15 protein-coding genes are annotated in these 15,419 nt (G+C 48.3%); 2 read left to right on the forward strand and 13 right to left on the reverse strand.

What is annotated here, in order from left to right; genetic code table 11:
- Positions 1-23 precede the first annotated feature (23 nt).
- Complete coding sequence (locus L1D44_RS11560) at positions 24-314, forward strand: hypothetical protein (RefSeq protein WP_239890774.1); 291 nt, start codon at positions 24-26, stop codon at positions 312-314.
- Positions 315-419: 105 nt separating this feature from the next.
- Here the strand turns inward: L1D44_RS11560 and pcaF are convergent, their stop codons facing one another.
- The 5 genes from pcaF to L1D44_RS11585 all read right to left on the reverse strand — a co-directional run bounded on the left by pcaF (position 420) and on the right by L1D44_RS11585 (position 6,137).
- Positions 420-1,637 carry a 3-oxoadipyl-CoA thiolase gene (pcaF, locus tag L1D44_RS11565; protein WP_239890775.1) on the reverse strand — a complete coding sequence of 406 codons (1,218 nt, stop codon included), beginning with the start codon at positions 1,635-1,637 and terminating at the stop codon, positions 420-422.
- Between the two features lie 8 nt (positions 1,638-1,645).
- Entirely contained in the window at positions 1,646-3,040 is a 1,395-nt protein-coding gene (locus tag L1D44_RS11570) for an aspartate aminotransferase family protein (protein ID WP_239890777.1), read from the reverse strand.
- Positions 3,041-3,101: 61 nt separating this feature from the next.
- On the reverse strand, positions 3,102-3,770 hold the full coding sequence (locus L1D44_RS11575; RefSeq protein WP_239890799.1) for a 3-oxoacid CoA-transferase subunit B: 669 nt from the start codon (positions 3,768-3,770) through the stop codon (positions 3,102-3,104).
- Positions 3,771-3,793: 23 nt separating this feature from the next.
- A complete protein-coding gene (locus L1D44_RS11580) occupies positions 3,794-4,504 on the reverse strand; it encodes a 3-oxoacid CoA-transferase subunit A (RefSeq protein ID WP_239890779.1) in 711 nt (236 codons plus the stop codon).
- A 1-nt stretch (position 4,505) separates the two neighbouring features.
- Positions 4,506-6,137, reverse strand: coding sequence for a hypothetical protein (locus tag L1D44_RS11585; protein ID WP_239890781.1), 1,632 nt, complete (start codon positions 6,135-6,137; stop codon positions 4,506-4,508).
- A 270-nt stretch (positions 6,138-6,407) separates the two neighbouring features.
- Here L1D44_RS11585 and L1D44_RS11590 point away from each other — a divergent pair, with 270 nt between their 5' ends.
- On the forward strand, positions 6,408-7,256 hold the full coding sequence (locus tag L1D44_RS11590) for a LysR family transcriptional regulator (RefSeq protein WP_239890783.1): 849 nt from the start codon (positions 6,408-6,410) through the stop codon (positions 7,254-7,256).
- Positions 7,257-7,334: 78 nt separating this feature from the next.
- Here L1D44_RS11590 and L1D44_RS11595 read toward each other — a convergent pair whose 3' ends face one another.
- From L1D44_RS11595 to L1D44_RS11630, 8 genes are all read right to left on the reverse strand, one after another.
- Positions 7,335-7,778, reverse strand: coding sequence for a universal stress protein (locus L1D44_RS11595; protein ID WP_239890784.1), 444 nt, complete (start codon positions 7,776-7,778; stop codon positions 7,335-7,337).
- A gap of 64 nt (positions 7,779-7,842) precedes the next feature.
- Complete coding sequence (locus L1D44_RS11600; protein ID WP_239890785.1) at positions 7,843-8,274, reverse strand: universal stress protein; 432 nt, start codon at positions 8,272-8,274, stop codon at positions 7,843-7,845.
- 203 nt (positions 8,275-8,477) lie between these two features.
- On the reverse strand, positions 8,478-9,110 hold the full coding sequence (locus L1D44_RS11605; RefSeq protein ID WP_239890786.1) for an acyltransferase: 633 nt from the start codon (positions 9,108-9,110) through the stop codon (positions 8,478-8,480).
- 9 nt (positions 9,111-9,119) lie between these two features.
- Positions 9,120-9,869 carry a tRNA (N6-threonylcarbamoyladenosine(37)-N6)-methyltransferase TrmO gene (gene tsaA, locus L1D44_RS11610; RefSeq protein ID WP_239890788.1) on the reverse strand — a complete coding sequence of 250 codons (750 nt, stop codon included), beginning with the start codon at positions 9,867-9,869 and terminating at the stop codon, positions 9,120-9,122.
- Positions 9,870-9,900: 31 nt separating this feature from the next.
- Positions 9,901-10,281, reverse strand: coding sequence for an Rcs stress response system protein RcsF (gene rcsF, locus L1D44_RS11615; RefSeq protein WP_239890790.1), 381 nt, complete (start codon positions 10,279-10,281; stop codon positions 9,901-9,903).
- Between the two features lie 125 nt (positions 10,282-10,406).
- Complete coding sequence (locus L1D44_RS11620; RefSeq protein ID WP_239890791.1) at positions 10,407-11,762, reverse strand: amidohydrolase; 1,356 nt, start codon at positions 11,760-11,762, stop codon at positions 10,407-10,409.
- A gap of 2 nt (positions 11,763-11,764) precedes the next feature.
- On the reverse strand, positions 11,765-14,797 hold the full coding sequence (locus tag L1D44_RS11625; protein WP_239890792.1) for an amidohydrolase family protein: 3,033 nt from the start codon (positions 14,795-14,797) through the stop codon (positions 11,765-11,767).
- A 159-nt stretch (positions 14,798-14,956) separates the two neighbouring features.
- On the reverse strand, positions 14,957-15,349 hold the full coding sequence (locus L1D44_RS11630) for an H-NS family nucleoid-associated regulatory protein (protein WP_202721670.1): 393 nt from the start codon (positions 15,347-15,349) through the stop codon (positions 14,957-14,959).
- Positions 15,350-15,419 lie beyond the last annotated feature (70 nt).

A 15,419-nucleotide genomic window follows, 5' to 3' on the forward strand; every position in this document is an offset into this window, starting at 1 on the left:
GTTTTTTGAGATAAGTTCAGATAATGGTATTGATATTTTTACCCCTGCTCCTAGTGTTATTTAAATACCGAGAGCTTGGACGTTTTGAGTGGCTTTTTAGTGGGCTTTTCTTGGTCTATGGGCTGGCGCTAATGGGGGCTCAGGTGCCGCTAAGTTCTAGGCTTGGCGGACTGTATTTAGCCGTGCCTTCAATCTCCTACTTCTTCTATCTATTCCCAGAAGTACAAACTCAGTATTCGATGGCCGTGCTTAGAAGTTTGAGCTTTCTGGGAGTCGTCACAGCTTTTGTCGCGTTAATTCTCTTCTTTTATTAGTGTTTCCTTAGAAAGAATAAAACCGTGTATTGAACATGATGAAAACCACCTTTTGAACAGGTGGCTTTCATTTGAATGTTTTAACGAGTTCTGACAGCCAATTTCTCAGTCAACTCTTTCTATGATCATGGCAATACCTTGGCCGACTCCGACGCACATGGTGCACAGGGCATAACGCCCTTGGGTACGTTCAAGCTGATTGACCACAGTAGTTGCAAGCCTTGCACCACTCATCCCCAGTGGATGACCCAGTGCGATGGCGCCGCCCTGTGGGTTAATTCTGGGGTCGTCATCTTTCAAGCCTAGCTCTCGGGTGCAGGTCAGTGCCTGCGCCGCAAAGGCCTCATTGAACTCTAAAATATCCATATCAGCCAAAGAGAGATTTAATCTTTTTAACAGCTTGTTGGTGGCAGGCACAGGCCCAAGTCCCATGATGCGAGGGGGCACACCGGCAACAGCTATACCCAAGATCTTAGCCCGAGGTTTAAGCTTATGTTGCGCTACACCTTCTGCCGAGGCTAACAGTAGCGCCGCCGCGCCATCGTTGATGCCAGAGGCATTGCCGGCGGTAATGCTGCCTTTTTCAAATAGTGGCTTTAAGTTGTTGAGTTTGTCTAAGCTGCTCAAGCGTGGGTGTTCATCTTTGCTAAAGACCGTTGGCTCGCCGCGGCGCACAGGGATAGTGACGGGGACGATTTCATTATCGAAAAATCCAGCTTCTTGGGCGCTTGCCGCCTTTTGCTGACTCCATAACGCAAAGCGGTCCTGCGCCTCACGGGAGATGGCGAAGTCTTGGGCTAAGTTTTCCGCCGTTTGCGGCATCGCCTCGGTGCCATATTGCCTGTCAAACTCAGGGTTGATAAAGCGCCAGCCCATGGTGGTATCGTAAAACTCGGTTGAACGTGCAAAGGGGCTTGTTGCCTTTGGCATCACAAATGGGGCGCGAGACATGCTCTCGACCCCACCGGCAATCATCAAGTCGGCCTCGCCAGTACGGATCGCGCGGGCGGCGTCCCCAAGGGCATTAAGGCCTGAGCCACATAGGCGATTTACGGTGCAGCCGGGCACTTCAATGGGAAGGCCTGCAAGCAAGCCTGCCATACGCGCAATGTTACGGTTATCTTCGCCAGATTGGTTGGCACAGCCAAGCAGCAGGTCGTCGCAATGTTGCCAATCGACATCAGGGTTGCGCGCAATCAAGGCCTTTATTGGCAGAGCGGCAAGATCATCACAGCGCACTGATGATAGCCCACCACCATAGCGGCCGATTGGGGTTCTGATTGCATCGCAGATATAGACATCTTTTAAGCTATCTAAGCTCATAGTCGTTCCTATTCGGTTAGTGTCGCTGAAGATTTAAGGGCATCGAACTGGGGCTTTAATCGGATAAGGCCTGCAAGTAAGACTTCGGCAAAATGGCTTAACTCTCTGTCTGTCATCACCGTCGATAGGGTGCCAGAACAGGTGTTAATCATCATAAAGCCGTTATCAAATAGATGATCTACTAGCGCCGTCATTAGCTTCGTCTCTTGAGGGGATGCATAGGCATCGCGGTAGTTCGTGGGCGGCGTTGGCTTGATATGGATGCGGAACATAGATCCTGTACCTGTGACACAGGCTGGCACATCGGCCTGCGCTATCACATCAGTGATCATGACTCTTAGCCTATCACCTTGCGCGTTGAGTCTAAAAACGGCCTCACGATCAAATAACTTCATGGCACTTAGGCCTGCCACCATGGTAACGGGGTTGGCAGAGAAGGTACCTGAATGAGGAAACAGCACCTTATTATTCAAGGGATTCATCACATCCATCACCTCGCTGTTACCAGCTAGTGCACCGACGGGAAAGCCGCCACCGATCATCTTGCCCATGGCGGTGAGATCAGGCGTGACAGGGTAGTTATCTTGGGCGCCACCATAACCGTTACGGAAGGTGATCACCTCATCAAACACCAGTAGAGCGCCGTTGTTTTCACTCCACTCTCTAAGCGCAATAACAAACTCTGTCGATGCGGGGATCAGTCCCACTCGGTGAGGCAGTAGGTCTACCAACACACAGGCAAGCTCATCTTTGTGTTCATCTAAGATGGCGATGGCGCGGGGGGCATCATTAAAGGGGATCACCACCACATCATCGAGCGCCGCTTGGGGCGTGCCAAAGGCAACAGGCACACTATTGGGCTTCGATGCCTCTCCCCAGTTGCCTGGTGATGCAGTTTGGCTCACTTCTGCATAGTCATAAAGCCCATGATAGGCGCCTTCGACCTTGGCTATCTTGGCGCGCCCAGTATAGGCGCGCGATGCCTTGAGACAGCTCATTACCGCCTCGGTCCCTGAGTTGACGAAACGAATTTTGTCAAAGCCAGTGTTGCGGCTACACAGATGCTCGGCGTAGTCGATCTCGGCTTCGGTTGCCAAGGTGAATGCACTGCCTTTTTGTAGCTGTTCGGTCACCGGAGTCGTTATCTCTGGATGGGCGTGACCATGGATCAACGCTGCCATATTGTTGGCAAAATCGACCCGCCGTGTGCCCTCGATATCGGTTACGAAACACCCTGCAGCCGACTGGGCATAGAGTGGATTTGGCCTGCGCAGCACGGTATTTCGGCTACAACCGCCGGGCATGAGGCTTAAAGCCTTTTGGTAGAGCAGGGCACTGCGGTCAGCCCCTGTCTCACTGGGGCTGTTGTTTTCATCATTTTCTCGTTTAATAGCTGACATCATCTTAATTCCATTTCAGCACTTCTAGACTCTTTCATATTTAAACCGTTACCTAAGTAACTGCTTAAGGGCGAATTAGCTCACAGGCGGTGCGTTGCTGCACATAATCAAAATCGACACCCGGTGCCAGCTCGACAAGCTCAAAGCCCCGCTCTGTTACCTTAATAACCGCAAGGTCGGTATAGATGCGGCTTACAACGCCTTGCCCCGTCAGTGGATAGCTGCAGTTTGCTAAAAGTTTGGCATCTCCCTGTTTAGTGGTGTGCTGAGTGATCACGAAGATGGTCTTTACACCCGCAACCAGATCCATTGCGCCGCCCACGGCAGGAATGGCATCGGCCGCTCCCGTCGACCAGTTGGCAAGGTCGCCTTTTTGCGAGACCTGCATGGCACCTAATACGCAGATATCGATATGTTTACCGCGGATCATGGCGAAGCTGTCAGCGTGGTGAAAGTAAGCCGCACCAGCGATTGCCGACACTGGCTTCTTACCCGCATTGATCAGCTCAAAGTCAATATCATCGTCATCCGGCGTTGGCCCCATGCCCAGTAGGCCATTTTCGGTGTGGTAGATCACCTCGCGGCCTTTTGGCACATAACGGGCAACTTTCTCGGGGATCCCAATGCCTAAGTTGACATAGGCGCCGTCGGGAATATCCTGCGCGGCTTTTTGCGCCATCTGCTCGCGGCTCCAGCCTAGTGTTTGCTTTTGGGTTTGTTTGCTATCGGTCATTTTGCTATTAGTTACTGGGCTGCTCATGGGTAGCTTACTCCTGCGGCAACAAGCTTTGACTCTTGGGCTGGTTGCTTCACTGTGACGATACGATCGACAAAAATGCCCGGTGTCACCACGATTTCTGGATCGATAGCGCCAGCCTCTAGATACTCTTGTGATTGCACTATGGTGCAGTTGGCTGCCATCGCCATAATGGGGGCGAAGTTGCGTGCGGTTTTGTTGTAGCGCAGATTACCGAGACGATCTGCCAGCAGCGATTTGATCAGGGCAAAGTCGGCCTTAAGCCCAAGCTCCTGCACATACTCACGGCCATCGAAGACTTCATGCTTCTTGCCATCGGCCAGTGGCGTTCCCACCGAGGTGGCGGTGTAAAAAGCGGGAATGCCTGCACCACCAGCGCGAATGCGTTCGGCAAGTGTGCCCTGAGGCACCAGTTCTAGCTCAATCTTGCCCGCGCGGTAGAGATCGGGAAATACCGTCGAGTTGGCGGTACGGGGAAATGAGCAGATCATCTTGCCCACTTGACCATTTTCAATCAGCGCCGCTAAACCAACATGGCCGCTGCCGGTGTTGTTATTGATAACGGTCAGGTTTTTAGCGCCATGATCGATTAGGGCATGGATAAGCTCAATCGGGCTACCTGATTCGCCAAAACCGCCAATCATCACGGTGGCGCCATCGAAGATATCGGCGACCGCCTGGGCTGGCGTAGCCATCAGTTTATTGATCATCTTATGCTCCTACGAGTCTTTGCTGTAGTGCATCGGCAAGCTGAGTCTCGATCTCTTTCAGCTCATCTTCGAAGAAGAATTTGTCTGTGTCATAAGGGGTTAGGCAATCGATCTTGTTCTCTTTCTCGTCATATTTAGCCAAGATAACCCGGTCCATCCACTCCATGTTTCTCGCCTCGGTAAACTGCAGTGCAAAGCATTTCTCACCATTGACGATAGTGGTGCCTAAGATAGCCAGCTTACCCGCTGAAATTGTCATTGAGATATGACGCGATGGACGGTTAATCGATGCCAATGAGCGATAGATCCGATTGAAAATCTTACTCATATCAGCCAGAGGGGCGGTGTAGTAGTGATGCTCGCCTGTTGGGCGGGCACAGTACATAGAGTGGAAACCGATACAGAGCATGCCAAGAATATTGGATAGATCGATCCAGCTTTGTGATGAGCGCTCAACATCGACACTACCCTTATCATCCATAAATAGGCTGATATGGTTCATCATTGGGCTTTGGCTGCGAATATTCACTCCATGATTTTGAAGGCGACGGATCGCCGCCAGAGTACTTGGGTTAAGCAGCTCTCTCGGGGTCGAGAAGTGGGCCATCCACGCAAGTTGAACGCCGTTATCACGCATGGTATCGAAGAGCTCAAGCATTGGCTCGTATTTCTCGGTGAGTACGATCTCCGGTTGGAAAGTCAGCGCACGGGTCGCTAAGCGCACATTTTTGACATGCAGTAGTGATGGGTCTTCAATCAGTGGCATCACATATTGCTTTAAGCGGCTCATCGGCATGTAACCGCCATCGCCGCCAGTGATCAGAATATCGGTCACCTCTTTATGACGTCTTAAGTACTCATGGAGCTGGGCGATATCCTTTTGAATAAACATATCTTCATCGCCGCGCACCTGAGCATGACGGAAACAGTAGGTGCAAAAGGAGAAGCAGTTTTGGGTGGTCTTATCGAAGACTAACTGACATTGAGGGTACTTGTGCTGACTGCCGTCTAGAAACTCGAGTACCCCTTCATCGTTCACAAACCAAGGCTTGTTGAGCTGCTGATTACCGTCATGGGGATTAGTCTTCTCCATATACTCGATGGCGACTTGAGTACGCGCCTTAGCATTCTTGGCATCGATATAGGCTTGGGTGGTCTGTGGATTGATCATCCCTGGCTGCGGGAAAACCAACTGAAATACTGAGTCTGTCGGGTAATCGTCCCAGTTAATGCTATTTAATGAGTGGCGGGTGGCGAGGAAGCGATACACTTCAACGAAAAATTCACGCTCATCGATATGGCCGATATCTATGCCATTCTTGTTAAGGATTGCGCACACCTCTCGAAAGCCCGATAGGCCTGAGTAGTGTTCTTTATCGGTAAACAGAAACTCACGGTACTCGAGTAGGCCCGAGTGTTGTGGATAGGATGCGTGTATGCGACTGAGCAGTCCCGTCGGCAGTAGATTTTCATTATCGATAATTTTAGTCGTTTCATCGCTATAGCCATAACGTGCCATGGTGCGGTTGCGGGCGTCACGGTTAACAACCAGATGCTTTGCTGGTACAGAAGGGGCTGAGGGTGCAGAGGATGAAGTTAGCAAAATCTGCTCGGCAGGGGATTGAGTGCTCATTATTATTGTCCTATCTATTTTAAAGTGTCGATATCGGTCAAAATTTAACTCATTTTGTTAACCATATAGATTTTGTGGGTATAGCAAAAATACTATCTTTTTATGTGGGGTATAGGAAAAAGCTATAGCTAGCTGTTGAGGTCATAGTTAAGTGTGCGTAGACTGAAAAAGCAGGAAAAGCAGGAAAAGCAGGAAAAGCAGGAAAAGCAGGAAAAGCAGGAAAAGCAGGAAAAGCAGGAAAAGTTTAACCGCGATTGAATAGGATGTTTAATGAAACTCAGATCATTAAAATACTTTAAATCAGTCTATGAACTGGGCAGTATCACGGCTGCGGCAAAGGCCTGTTTTGTGTCTCAGCCCTCAATCACTGCCGCGATTTCACAGTTGGAGCAGTTACTCGATATCGAGTTATTTATTCGTCATGCTGGTGGGGTAAGCCCCACCTCTGCCGCCGATAAACTCTATCCTCTCGCGCGTTCGATGAGTGACAATGAGCAAGCTATTTTGCATCTGTTTAGCGATGGACCGACTCCGACGCCGTTGAAGCTTGGGCTGATGCGATCCTTAGGTGCCGAGCGTATGAGTTCTTTGCTTAACGACTTATCGAAGCGCATTGATAATTTAGAGCTGACTCTGGTCGATCCCGATGAAGCCTGTGATGCTAGGGTGGTACTATCTCAGTCGGTTAATAGCTGTGAGGAGTTTCTACCAATCTGGCAAGACAGATACCAACTGGCGATACCAAAGAGTTGGCCGCTTGCCACTAAGCCCGTTATCACCCTTGCAGATCTCGATGGCATCGCTTTTATTAATCGCACGCCCTGTGATGCGCTAGAGAAGTTAAAGCAGGCGATGGCCGCCAAGGGGCTACAGTTTCAGAACCGAGCCAATATCCGAACCATAGAGTATGCTTGGCCACTGGTGAGCGCCGGAGTTGGTTTAGCCTTGCTACCTGATTGGGAGGAGATAAAGCATAGTGATGGTTTGGTATTGCGGCCTATAGAGGGGATTGAGCTGATAAAGAAAATTGGCTTAGCATATACCAGTGGGCGGCTCAGCGAGCCGCTTATCACGGCAATTATTTCGGTATGCAGAACGTCACAACTTAGGGCTGGTTAAGCATAAATCGCCTCTGTCGGTGCTCAGTCATAATAAGCGGCTCAATCACAGGGTTAGTTTGTCATCACTTATCTCATTTTACTTAACGACTAGCACAGGGCACTTAGCCTGGTTAGCAACCGACTCGGCGATGTTAGGAGTTAGCATATGAGACAAGCCTGTAAGGCCTTGGCTTGCTATTACAATCATCCCTACATTCAGCTCATCGGCTTCTGCTAAAATTTGATCCAGTACGCTACCCGTTCGTACGTTGGTATGCACCATTAATCCCTTGGGCATCTGTTCTCTAACTTCGGCAACAATCGCCTTCATCTTATCGTTGGCAATGGTTTCGAAGTCATTAAGCAGGCCCGCAGGGTTGTCTATGACAATGCCATAATCGGGCCCGACATAAGGCAGAGAGACCACATTTAATAACCTGATATTGACAGCGTATAAGCTTGCCATCTCTACTGCATAGCCTAAGGCATGAGTCGATGTCTCAGAAAAGTCTATCGGACACAAGATGTCGCGAGTACGCATAACCCCTCCCTATAAATAAAACCAAGCAATTTGTTAGTGTGTGCGGTTAATTTTTACCTAGCAGTTACTTTACCACCAAGACTGGGCAGGTCGCCTTATTGGCAACTTGCTCGGCAATGTTCGCATGTAACAAGTGATCTAACCCGGTTCGTCCATGGCTTGCCATCACTATCATGCCCGCTTTCATATTTTTAGCGGTCGCTAAGATCTGCTCGGCGGCATGTCCATGACGGATAATGCCTTCAATCTCGAGTTCTTGCTCAAGAGTGGCGATGAGTTGTTGCATCTTCTCTGCAGCGGGCTTTTCCATTCTGGCGGCCAGTTCTTCAGGAGTCATCGACAGCACTCGCGTATTTCTATCACCAAAAGGCTTATCGACCACATGTAATAGACGCACGCCCACCTTATAAAAATTGGCCATCTCGAAGGCATAACTCATGGCATGTGATGCCGTTTCTGAAAAGTCGGTTGGACAGAGGATCTGGCGAGTTCTCATAACGCTTCCCTATTTAGCTAGTAGCCACTCCTTAAATATAGGCGGTTAACTAACCCAGCTCAAATTTGTTGGTTAAACAGGGAGTAAACATCTTCAATCCTTGGTGAATAATCTTTACAGCTAGGGTATTAAGCTGAGCACGGGATAAAAAATACCGCTACAAAAGCGGTAATTTACAGTGGTAATAAGGGCGGCTAAAGCGATCAGAACTTATCGCGTCGATCACCAATGACGCGTGCAGGGTTTCCAGCCACAATGGCGTAGTCGGCGACATCTTTAGTGACTACAGCTCCCATCCCAACCACGGCGTGATTGCCTATGGTGACACCATCGACGATCCCTGCCTGAGCCCCAATCCATACATCTTCACCTATTACGATGCCCTTGGAGTTTGAGGCTTGTTGGTAGATAGGCATGTCGGGCGCCATACCATGATTAAAGGCGTAGATGGTGACGTTATTGGCGATGCGGGTCTGATTGCCGATACGGATCCCGTGGCGGCCACCATCGAGAGAGCAGCCGTGATTAATTGCCACTTCATTGCCGAGTGTAATAGGGCCGTGCAAGAAACTGTCGGCGCCAATCATGCACTGATCACCTATGGTGATATCACGCCCCGGCTCGGCAAATAGGTTTGCCTCCGGCGCAACGAAGCAGTTATCGCCAATAGAGACGGTTTCAACCGCACAAAAATGGGCTTGTACTTGCTCCTGCCAAGGTCTAGCCCATAACAGGTGTTTCTCTTTTAATGAGAAATAGAGCCATGGCATATAGGACAGACGTTTTTTATGCTGAGTTTGATAATCAGGCTTCGTTTGTGCTGGTGGAAGTGTCATTTGGCGTATTTAGCCTTGTCTACCAGGTTGTTCAGTCTTGCCAACCTGTGAGGCTCTAAGCTCGGTTACTTCGATCCCCGTATCGGTGATCACCCATAAGATATCTAAGTCATAGAGCGCGACTTGATACAGCTTAGGATCGGTCTTAGCCTTCTTATAGGCTGGACGTGGATCTTGGGCTAATACCCCTTCAATTAATTCAGCTAAATGCGGATAAGCTGGATTTTGCTGATACTGTTCCACCTGTTGCTGAGCCTTTTCGGAAAAAGACACATCGACCAATACAGGCGCCTCTTGAGCGATGCCGCCTTTGGCATCTGTAATCGAGTCGGAGAAGGGGATATAGGGTTTAATGTCGATAATCGGTGTGCCATCGAGTAGATCCATCCCAGAGATCTCGAGACTGACCTTACCGTTGTGGCTATGCACCGCGTGCAGCTTAACCACTGACTGACCAATACCGTTTGGTCTGAAGGTGGAGCGTGTGGCAAATACTCCTAGCTTCTCATTACCGCCGAGCCTTGGTGGACGAACCGTCGTCTTCCAACCTGCGGCTAGGTTTTCATGGAAGCAAAATAGCAGCCATAGGTGTGAGTATTGCTCTAGGCCTCGAACGGCATCGATCTGGTTAAACGGTGGAGCTAACTCGACAAAGCCGCGGGCGGCGCTCACCAGTCCCGGTTGTCTGGGAATACCAAACTTCTGTTTATAGGGAGTGCGGCAATAGGCTACGGCTTGAATTTGACTATTAAAAGACATTAAGGCTACTTATAAGAAATAATGGTTAGTGCTATTCGCGACTGGTGGTGACAATCGCTTGTCCCACACAAAGGGCGCGAGTGATGCAGTTTGGGCTAGCTTCTTCAATCAATAAACAGTTCTTGATCACTAAGCCGTTGGCTTGCTTATCGGCAGCAGCGCGGCGAGCAAGAGTGCGGGCTTCACTGATAGAGGCTGGCGCGTCATTTTCAGATATTTGACAGGTTTCGCCCTCGACTAACCCTTTAATCTCAAAAGGTCCTATCGGCTGTAGTGTGCCTTCATAGACAGTGACATCCGATGCCTTAAAGTAGTCATCGATGGCGTCGCTATCTAGGTTACTGCTAAAGGTGTACTCACCCGCACAGCCACCGAGCATAAGCACAAAAATTGAGGGTAATAGATATTTCATGGTCGCTGGCCTATTTTATTATTGAGGTGAATGAGCCGATATAATGATTAAAGCTGAAATAAAAAAGTGCTCATAATGAGCACTTTTTTACCGTTAGGCTTTATCTGCGCTATAAGTCAGAAATTTTAGCGCTTTAGATACTTTTGATAAAGCTGTTGATGGCGATTATTAAGATCAATTTTACGACCATCGATATAGATTGACTCTATGCCTGCCTGCATTGGGTCTAAAATGTCACCTGTTGCCAAAATAATATTGGCTTTAAATCCCGGTGCTATCGCGCCCATATCATCAATATCGAGCATCTTTGCGGCATCCAGCGAGATGCTTTTTAGCGCTTCCTCTTTAGTTAGGCCATAAGCGACGGTTTGCCCTGCGGCAAATGGTAGGTTGCGACTATTCCAGTCAGATGAGAAGGCCAGTGCAAACGGAACCTGAGCCTGCTTGAGTAGAGCAGGGATCTTAAATGCCAAATCAATCGGCTCATCGTTACGTTTTGGCAATGTCAGCGTTTGATTATAAATGACCTTAGCATCGATTTCTGCAAGTGTGCCAGCTACGCGCCAGGCGTCATAGCCCCCTACAATCACTAGCTTAAAGCCAAAATGTTTACTTAAGGCGATAGCTTCCTCAATCTGCTTTTGTGACTGGGCGTGAACAAATAGCTGTGCCTTGCCCTCATAGAGCGGCGCTAAGGCCTGCCAGCGAAGGTCAATCTTATTAATCTTGCCGGCCTTGTTAGCAAGCTGATAGCGCTGACCATCGGTAAATGCCTGATAGACTTTATCGATTCTGAGCTTTAAGTCTTCCAGTTGCTCTTTACGCTTATCGGCATCGGTTGATAGCCAACGAATATGGGGCCAGTATAGGTGAAACTGTTTGTTGGACTCGACTAGCGCATCTTCAACGGTCCAGCTATCCATCGACAAAAGTGCCGATTGTCCGGCTAAACCATCACCTTGCGGCACGACTTGGGCGTGGGTAATACCATTGACTCTGACGGTGGGAATGATCTCCGAGTCTGGGTTAAATGCCGCCGTAGCCTCTAGTTGAGGATTGATATAACCCACCTCATAGGCATCGTTACTCGGACGCATCATCTCCACTTCAACCAATCCCATGGTGGTGTCGAGTGCAATTAACCCCGGATAGAGATGCTTGCTTGTCGCATCAATCACCTCTGCATTGGCAATTAACGCCGAATAATCACTTAACGCAGAATCAGTCTCATCCTCAGCCCCCTCCGATGTCGTCTGCGGGGAGGGCGCGGACAGTGACTTACCGACAGCGATAATCTTACCGTCGGCCATTAGCACATCACTCTCTTCAAGCACCCCATCAGTCACCGTATGCACAGTGGCATTGGTAAATAAGATCGCTTGATTTTGTGCCTTAGCAGGCAGCATGTCATGGGCGCTTGCCATCAGACTGAAAGGCAGGCCAAATAGCACGATAGCTTGTTTTAAAGTGTTGTTAAACATGATTATAGTGCTCCTTTAGCCGTTTGCTGCCAGGCATTGAAATGGGTATCACAATGCCATTCAGGCTCGGTTAACTCCATCGGTGTTTCACCCTGTTTATGGGCGTCATCGCTTAACAGTACTTTTTGAATGAGTGCGGCGCGCTCCTTGGCGACCTCAGTTTGCAGCGCTTTATCTTGCTCGCGGCTGAAGTAACGACGACCGCTAATCCAGGTCGCGTCGACCTTGGCATACACTGAAAGTGGTGCATTGTCCCAAAGCACTACATCGGCTTGCTTACCTTCGACCAGCGAGCCAACCTTATCTTGAATGCCAAGTTGAATCGCTGGGTTGATGGTGATCATCTTCCACGCATCCTCCGCAGACATACCGCAATACATCATAGATTTGGCGGCCTCTTGGTTAAGGCGGCGCTGCATCTCATAGTCGTCAGAGTTGATGCTAGTGAGTACGCCTTTATTTTGCATCAAGCAGGTGTTTTGCGGAATCGCATCGTAGACTTCAAACTTGTAGGCCCACCAGTCAGAGAAGGTAGAAGCATGGGCACCATGCTTGGCCATCTCATCGGCGACCTTGTAGCCCTCAAGAATGTGAGTAAAGGTGCTGACTTTAAAGTTATAAGCCTCGGCAAGACGCAGGAACATCAAGATTTCAGATTGCACGTAAGAGTGAATGTGGATATTGCGAGATTGCTCCAGCACCTCGGCAATCGCCTCTAAGCGGTAGTTGTACTGCGGTGCGACTGTGCGTCTACGCTCGCTCGAGCGCATCTTATTATAATCGGCTTGCGCCTTGCGGTAGGCAAGTGCTTCATTAAAGGCCTCGCTAAACAACGACTTTACACCGATACGACTCTGGGGGAAGCGATGGGTAAAATCATCCCCCCAGTTACTCTGCTTAACATTCTCACCTAAGGCGAACTTAATGCTTGCTGGCGCGCCTTCAAATTTAAGTTGCTGGGCATTGTCGCCCCACTTAAGCTGAATGATCTGCGCTTGTCCGCCAATGGGGTTGGCACTGCCGTGAAGAATTTGCGCCGTGGTGACACCGCCAGCAAGACCACGATAGATAGCGATGTCATCGGGGTTGATCACATCGCCAATACGCACCTCTGAGGTGATAGCATCACTGCCTTCGTTAGTGCCGCCATTTAGGGCGATGTGCGAGTGCTCATCGATAATGCCTGTGGTGACATGCTTACCCGTGGCATCTATGCTGGCGTAACCAGAAGGTGTTTTGAGGTTCTGCCCTATCTCTTCGATTTTTCCGCGAGAGATAATTAAGTCACTATTTAGCAATACACCGTTGCTATCAGAGGTCCAGATGGTGGCGTTTTTAAGGTGTACCTTATCTTGCGTTGGGCGTTCACTTAGACCGTAGGCGACGTTCGGTGTGGTTAACTTAGAGATAAGCGCTGTTTGAGCCGGTTTATCTTGCTTATCTGTCATCTCGAGCGCTTCCAGCTTTATACCACCGAAAGGAAACATCTGATTATGACTGTCGAGTAGTCTGCCGGTGAGCCCTTGGCTATCTAGCCAAAGGGTGAAGCGACTGATCCCGCTAAAGCCTGCATCAGACAGGTCGGCACTGAATGTGAGTCGTCCCTGCTGGTAATCAATGTTGGCAAGCTCAATCGTATCCTCACCACTCGTTAGGGTGCCAGCTAACGATGGTGATTGAGTGATATTGAGATCGAAACTTAGCTCATTAAGCTGTATTTGATAAGCGGTGTCGAGTAAGTTTCGGTCGCGTTTAATGAGTTGACGCTCCTCGCCCTGTAACCAGATACTGACAATTTTCCCCTCATCGAAGATATTACCATCGGTGATCACCAGGTCCGCCATAAAGCCGGGCTCTAGTTTACCCGCTAAATGATCGATGCCTGATATTTCAGCCGCATCGGTAGTGAGTGCTGCAAGGGCGGCCTCTTCGGATAAACCTCTTGTGAGCGCCAATTTCAATCTTGGCCAAAATTTATCAGACTCTATTCCATACTGTGTTAATGCGAATGGTATTTCGGCAGCTTCAACCATGGCTAAGTTACTCGGGGCGCGTTCCCAGTGTCTTAAAGAAGCTAGGCTGACTTCTCGTTCACTGTCACCATCGATTATTTCAGGTGCTGCGGGATAACTCAGTGGCAAAATGAGGCTAAAGGGGAAAGATTTTAATTCTGTTAATCTTGCATACTCGCGACCATTACCAATTAGACTGCCACTTAACTCATATTCGTTTAATAATCGAGCGGCTCTAAGCTGATTATTGAGGTTTTTCGTTTCAAAGATGAAGTTTTGCTTTTTGTCATCACTTAATCGCTCTAATGCGATATTAAATTCAACAGTTTCTCCAGAGCTCTTATTTTTATTTTGGTTATACCATTTTGCATCGGCGAAGGTTTGTCTGATTAATGCCATACTGCCCATTAAAGATTGTGGGTAATCTTGAACAGACGAACCTTTGTTAAAGGCCATAAATTGGCTTGTTTGTGCATTATAAATAACATCGTTTGCTTTCTTATCCGCTAACGATAATGTCACTCCTTGGCCACGAAATATACCATCTAAATAACTAGACTGGACGCTAGTAAAGCCATTATCAATCCATTTCTTTGCTTGGTCTTTATCAGGGTAAACATAATTAAACCATTGCATCTGTGAATGGATTGCACCATTGCTTGCATTACCTCCGATACGCTTAATTTCATATACGGGGCCGGATGTATCTTCGACCTCTCTTTCATAGTCGATAGCATATTCTGTGAAAGGATCAATAAAGCCTGAATATATGGTGTGTCCCGATAAATCTATTTCAAACGCCCCCTCAGGGATATCGTTATCTTTGATAACGGCTTTGATCTTTCTGTTTTCAATCAGCAGGGTAGCATCGGTTAGCATTTCACCTGGTGCCAGCATCAGGTTTGCATGGGTTAATGCTGTGAGTCTAGGGGTATTGTCAGACAGTTGCTCATTAGCCAATAGTGCTGGACTGCATAACAAGCTAAGTAAAGCGATTGGGGTTTTGATTATATGTTTACGCATTATTCTACTTATTATTGTTAGATAAACAGGAAAATGATGAGCATATCCTAACTTATTAACAATCACTAAGCAGTAATTGTAACGACCGATTTAATTTTTTTAACCTTAAAACGAAAAAGCCCCGCAATTGCAGGGCTTTTAGTTGTGGATGACTCGATATTAGATCAAGAAGTCTTCCATTGTACGGCCTTTCTCAAGCTCGTTCTTAAATACGGTAGGCATACGGCCTTGACCTGTCCACTGTACCATTTCGCCATCAACTTCAATTTGATATTTAGCTGGACGAGGAGCGCGCTTCTTAGGAGCGGCTTTAACGGCTGCACCACCAATATCATCTACAGATAAACCGATAGCTTCCATTTGCTTACGGATCTCTTCGATTTTAGCATTACGCTCAGCCATAGCTTCTTGTTCTGCGGCTTCTTGAGAAGATTTTTCTTCAATAATTTTTTCAAGCTTTACTGACAACTCTTTTAAATCATTAAGTGATAACTCTTTCACTGCGGCTTTAAAACGACGACCGTGGGTCAATATTTCAAGAAAATCGCTCATAATTATTCAGATCCAATTAATAATAAGATGGTGACAACAATATTGCCTTAAATAATAGAAACTATTTAGC

This window comes from Shewanella sp. Isolate13, from assembly GCF_022398325.1.
Lineage (GTDB): Bacteria > Pseudomonadota > Gammaproteobacteria > Enterobacterales > Shewanellaceae > Shewanella.